This window comes from Rhodoblastus sp. (assembly GCF_052145335.1).
Lineage (GTDB): Bacteria > Pseudomonadota > Alphaproteobacteria > Rhizobiales > Beijerinckiaceae > Rhodoblastus.
Genome location: NZ_JBKQOU010000376.1, coordinates 1 through 4,970, shown reverse-complemented (window position 1 = coordinate 4,970; position 4,970 = coordinate 1). Strand labels below are relative to the sequence as shown.

The 4,970-nt window shown below is 59.6% G+C and carries 4 protein-coding genes and 4 pseudogenes; 7 read left to right on the top strand and 1 reads right to left on the bottom strand.

Translation table 11 applies throughout. The annotated features are described in order from the left end of the window. The 4 genes and pseudogenes from ACLP2E_RS22175 to ACLP2E_RS22160 all read left to right on the top strand — a co-directional run. Positions 1-288 (top strand): annotated as a pseudogene (locus tag ACLP2E_RS22175) (IS66 family transposase); the annotation flags it as partial. A 60-nt stretch (positions 289-348) separates the two neighbouring features. After that, complete coding sequence (locus tag ACLP2E_RS22170; RefSeq protein WP_442467151.1) at positions 349-642, top strand: transposase; 294 nt, start codon at positions 349-351, stop codon at positions 640-642. Between the two features lie 579 nt (positions 643-1,221). Next, the gene (locus ACLP2E_RS22165; protein WP_442467150.1) at positions 1,222-1,545 is read left to right on the top strand and encodes a hypothetical protein; all 324 of its coding nucleotides are present in this window, start codon (positions 1,222-1,224) and stop codon (positions 1,543-1,545) included. Then, positions 1,546-2,034 carry an acyl-CoA thioesterase gene (locus tag ACLP2E_RS22160; RefSeq protein WP_442467149.1) on the top strand — a complete coding sequence of 163 codons (489 nt, stop codon included), beginning with the start codon at positions 1,546-1,548 and terminating at the stop codon, positions 2,032-2,034. Positions 2,035-2,287: 253 nt separating this feature from the next. Here the strand turns inward: ACLP2E_RS22160 and ACLP2E_RS22155 are convergent, their stop codons facing one another. Further along, positions 2,288-2,539, bottom strand: coding sequence for a hypothetical protein (locus tag ACLP2E_RS22155; protein WP_442467148.1), 252 nt, complete (start codon positions 2,537-2,539; stop codon positions 2,288-2,290). 398 nt (positions 2,540-2,937) lie between these two features. Here ACLP2E_RS22155 and ACLP2E_RS22150 point away from each other — a divergent pair. From ACLP2E_RS22150 to ACLP2E_RS22140, 3 pseudogenes are all read left to right on the top strand, one after another. Then, positions 2,938-3,129 (top strand): annotated as a pseudogene (locus ACLP2E_RS22150) (transposase); the annotation flags it as partial. A 118-nt stretch (positions 3,130-3,247) separates the two neighbouring features. Further along, positions 3,248-4,297 (top strand): annotated as a pseudogene (locus tag ACLP2E_RS22145) (IS110 family transposase). A 337-nt stretch (positions 4,298-4,634) separates the two neighbouring features. After that, positions 4,635-4,970 (top strand): annotated as a pseudogene (locus tag ACLP2E_RS22140) (IS5/IS1182 family transposase); the annotation flags it as partial.

Below are 4,970 nucleotides of genomic sequence, written 5' to 3'. Positions count from 1 at the left end.
AAGCTCGCGGCCGACAAGGCGAAGGCCGTTCTTCGCGGCGCCAAGGTTGTCGCCAGCGACGAAACCGGCGTGCGGATCGAGGGGACAAACTCCCATCATTGGGTGTTTCGCTGCAAGGACGCCGTGGTGCATCAGCCCGACTATTCGCGCGCCGCCCGTGTCGCGGAGGAGACGATGAACGGCCATAGGCCGAAGGTCTGGATCTCGGATCGTTACTCCGCGCAACAAAATCATGGCGCCGCGCAACAAACCTGTCTGGCGCATCTGGTGAGCTACTCCCCGAAAATCGGACGCTGACGGAAGCTACGATCTGATGTCTGCTGGTCTCCAAGAACGAGGAGATCAGACATGTCGAAGCGGAGAAATCATGACGCCGCATTCAAGGCGCGCGTCGCGCTGGAAGCCTTGAAGGGCGAGAAGACCGCAGCCGAGCTGGCGACGGCTTATGGCGTGCATCCCACCCTGATTCACCAATGGAAAAAGGCCCTGCTCGAAGGAGCGGCCGATATTTTCGAACGCGGCGGCAAGAAGCCAGCCGAGATCGACGAGAGCGCAGTCAGGGACTTGCACGCCAAGATCGGGGAGCTGGCGGTCGCCAACGATTTTTTGTCCAGAAAGCTCAAATCCTGGACCGGGAAGTGAGGCGCGGCATGATCGAGCCCGACGACCTCATCGCGCCGAAAAGGGGGTAAATGGTTCGAATATGAAAGTGTCAACAATGCGCCAACGATATGAAATGGCCAGCCGCCGCCCGGCAAGGTGATCGGCCGCAATCACTCTAAATCCCAATTTAATATTGTAAACACGTGTTTAGTGGCTGCAGCCAACTGCTGCTTGTACGTTTGCGCCCGTGAGTTGTGGATCGGCGTCCTGGGCCCTTTCGACCCCATCGCCCCCCACGACCGGGCCGGGCTCGATCGCAGCTTACGCGCGTACGCGCACAATGCTGCGCGCTTTCGCGGAGGCTTGGGTCATAGGACCCAAGCCTCCGTCCTTTCAGCGAGGTGTGGGTCCCATGACGCACATCAATGCAGCCGAGGCCCAGAGTATCAGTCACTGGGCACCAACCGATACAGAAGACGGCAAAGCGATGAGAGGCGCGGGGGGCGCTTCTGGTTGTTCTTTCCGGCGGGAGCTAATTGATCTTCGTGATCATCGCGGGCGCGTCGTAACGGGCGGCCACCTGCGCCAAATCATAAAATGTCGGTGAGGAGAAAGCCAATGTCAGTGCAAAGCGGAGCAACAGCGCCTTCTACAGCGCCCGCGCCTGCGGAGAAATCGATCTACTGGCCATTTGCAATAGCCTGGCTATTCGCCCTGGTCTTCTATTTCATTGTCATCGCCATGTACGCCACCGTGCTCGTCGAAGACAATTTCATCACGCCTTTCGTGCAGGCGGAGGCGACGGCGCTGCCGCCAGTCTTGTCCCTGCTGTCCATCGTAGCGTTTGGCCTCCTCCTCGGTCCGGCCTCGGTGCTCATCGCGGCGCCGCTCACGCTGTTCTTGATGGTCGTCGTCGAATTGCTTTATGCCAGCGAGGTCTAAATGAGCGAGTCGCGCCAACTTGTGATGACGGTTTTGATGACGCCGGATATGGCGAATTTTTCCGGCAAAGTGCATGGCGGCGCACTGCTCAATCTGCTGGACCGTGTCGCCTTTTCCTGCGCCTCCCGCTTTTCGGGACGATATGCGGTCACGTTGTCGGTCGATCAGGTGACGTTCAAGGAGCCGATCCATGTCGGCGAACTAGTGACCTTTCGGGCGAGCGTCAATCACGTCGGCCACACATCGATGGAAATCGGCATTCGCGTCGAGGCCGAGGACATACGCAAGGGCACGCGCCGTCACACCAATTCCTGCTATTTTACCATGGTCGCGGTCGATGACGAGCACAGGCCGGTCGCCGTTCCGGAACTGAAGATCGAAACCGCCATCGAGAAAAGGCGCAATCGCGCCGCCGAATTGCGTCGCCACCTGCGCAGGCAGGTGGCCGAACAATTGGAAAAAACGACCCAGCCGGAAGACGAGGCGTGAGCCTTCAGGTTGCTGTTCCTAAGCCAGCGAACGAGGCCGCCGCCAACGCAATTGCGCCTGAATGAGTTAAGCGTCGGTCCCGACGGACGCAATAGAACCTTATTGTCGGCCTTCAGCGCGCGAACCGGACGAAACCAGCCGTCCAATAGCCGCTTCATATTCGGACCATCCGTGGCACTGGAGGCGCTTGTCGCAGATGAGCTCGACGATGGGTTCCATTGCTCATCTTATCCAGGACCTACGCCGCCAATCATCAAACTTCGCGCGCTCCGGCATCTAAATTCCAAGTTCGGTCGGCGAACGCGACGTAAATGCATTCCTGTCCAAGCGCGGCGCCGAGCTCGACCGCCAGCTCGTTCAGCATTTCTCCGATAACATTGTCGGTGAGTTGTCCAAGATAGGCGTGAACGGCTTCACCCGTGAACAGGGCGACGGGCTCGCGGTCGGAACCGACCGTGCCGTCCGCGCGCGGCCAGGCGTAGGTGACTTCCGCCCGGGTAAACATCCCGGAGAGGCGGGCTGGCCGGCCTCGACACGGCGTTTCATCCAGGCGCGAGCGGTGCGCACGGCCTCCGAAACATCGAAGACGCGTCCCTCGGCGTCCGTTCGAGTTATGCAACTGACTTTCACACAGGCTATGCCGCAATCCAAGCAGAGCCATTCTGGGCGCAGGAAAAGCTTACGATCGGCGAAGCCAAAATCATCGCGGAGGCCAAGGCGATCGCCGAGGAGGCCTATCTCGATGGCTTCCCGATGATCGTCGGCTACAAGGCGCTGTATGAATCCGTCGATCGCAATTCAGGGCAATTCAAAGCGCCCTTCAACGAAATTTCGAATGACGCGCGTGTTCACGCCGAAGGACACCGCGGTCAGCACGCCCAACCGCGATACGCCGTGCGCTCCTCCGAGCGACAATTGATGGAGCGGCTCGACACTGATCTTCTGTTTCGCTGGTTCGTTGGCCTGGCCATCGACGACAAAGTCTGGGACGCGACCGTGTTTTCGAAAAACCGCGACCGCCTGCTGGACGGGGCCATAGCGGCGAAGTTTCTCGCCGCCGTCCTGGCGCAGCGGCGCGACAAGAAGCTGATGTCGAGATGCCGTAATGGCCCCGACCGGAGCCTCTGGTTCAGGACGGTGGCTGTCCCCCGTATGATGAAGAACGGGGTCCAGTTTCACGCCGGCCCCAAGCATCTTGGGACGGAGGACAGCCATGGAATATTATGCCGGAATCGACGTCTCTTTGGAACTGTCGAGCGTTTGCATCGTCGACGCCAAGGGCAAGATTGTGAAGGAAGCGAAGGTCGAGAGCGAACCCGCCGCGCTCGTTGATTTTCTTCGAGGTCTGGACATGTCGATCGATCGTATCGGGCTTGAGGCAGGGCCGCTCTCGCAATGGCTAAATGCCGGGCTGACGAGTTTGGGTTTTGATACGGTTCTCTTGGAAACGCGGCATGTGAAAGCCGCGCTGTCGGCGATGACGGTGAAGACCGATCGCAAGGATGCGCGCTGCATCGCCCAGTTGCTTAGAATGGGCTGGTTCCGGCCTGTTCATTGCAAATCGGTTGGCTCGCAGGAGGTCCGGGCGCTGCTTGTCGCGCGCAAGCTTTTGCTCGGGAAATTGCTCGACATCGAGTCCAGCATTCGCGGCATTTTGCGCGGGTTCGGCCTGAAAATGAGTCAGGTGACACGCAAGAGCTTTGATCTGCGGGTCCACTAACTGTGCGCCGGCCTGATGATGCTGGAACAGGTTTGCTCGGCCTTGTTGGCGGCGCGCTCGTCGTTACAGACGGAATACAACAAGCTGCACAAGAAAATGTTGGCGATCGTCCGCAAGGACGAAATTTGCCGACGTTTGATGACGACGCCAGGCGTCGGCCCGCTGGTGGCGATTACGTTCAAAACCGCCGTCGACGATCCAACGCGGATCGGAAAATCCAAGGCTGTCGGCGCCTTGTTCGGTCTGACACCGAAAAAATATCAATCGGGGGAGACGGACATAACCGGCGGCATTTCGCGCGTCGGCGACGGAATGGTGCGCACGGCGCTATACGAGGCGGCCAATATTCTTCTTTCGCGCGTAACGCGATTCTCGGCGCTCAAGCGCTGGGGAATGGACCTCGTCAAGCGGCGCGGAGCGAAACGGGCCAAGGTAGCCTTGGCGCGCAAGATCGGCGTGATCCTGCATCGCATGTGGATCGATGGGACGAATTTTCGCTGGACCAGGGAGGCGTCAAAAGTTCAGCAGCTCGTTCGAGCCTAATCGATTGGAAATGTGAATCCGAAACGAGCTGAACAAGGCCCGTTTCGTCCGAAGTCCCGTCGCCGGGACGATGGAGCCGGTGAAGCCGTAGTGGTCGAAGTGGCCGACAATCGCCGGACCACGCTGTATCGAGATTGGCTCACCGATTTCTCTGATGGCATGGTGTGGCGGCCTGTGTGCCGACCACGAACGGAAGCAAGAGACCGGCGGCGTCGACAACGGAAACAGCCAACAGGCGCCGCGCTCGCTACGGCGAGACGATGAGCGCGCTCACGCGGCGCGCCAAAGATTGATGAGGTTCATATGAGGGACTTGACATCGAAGGGGCCATTACGGAAGCGACCACTTTTCCGTCGACGGCACGTTGATCGAGGCCTGGGCTTCAATGAAGAGCTTCAAGCCCAAAGACGGTCCGGAAGACGAGCCGCCGCCTGGGTCTGGGCGAAACGCCGAGGTCGACTTCAAGGGCCAAAAGCGTTCGAACGAGACGCACGCCTCGACGACCGATCCCGAAGCGAAGCTTTATCGCAAAGGCCAGGCATGGAGGCCAAGCTCGCCTATCTCGGCCACGCCTTGATGGAAAACCGATCCTGCCTGATCGTCAACGCCTGCCTGACGCCCGCGGATGGGCATGGCGAACGAAACGCCGCGCTGGCCATGATCGAGCCTCTCG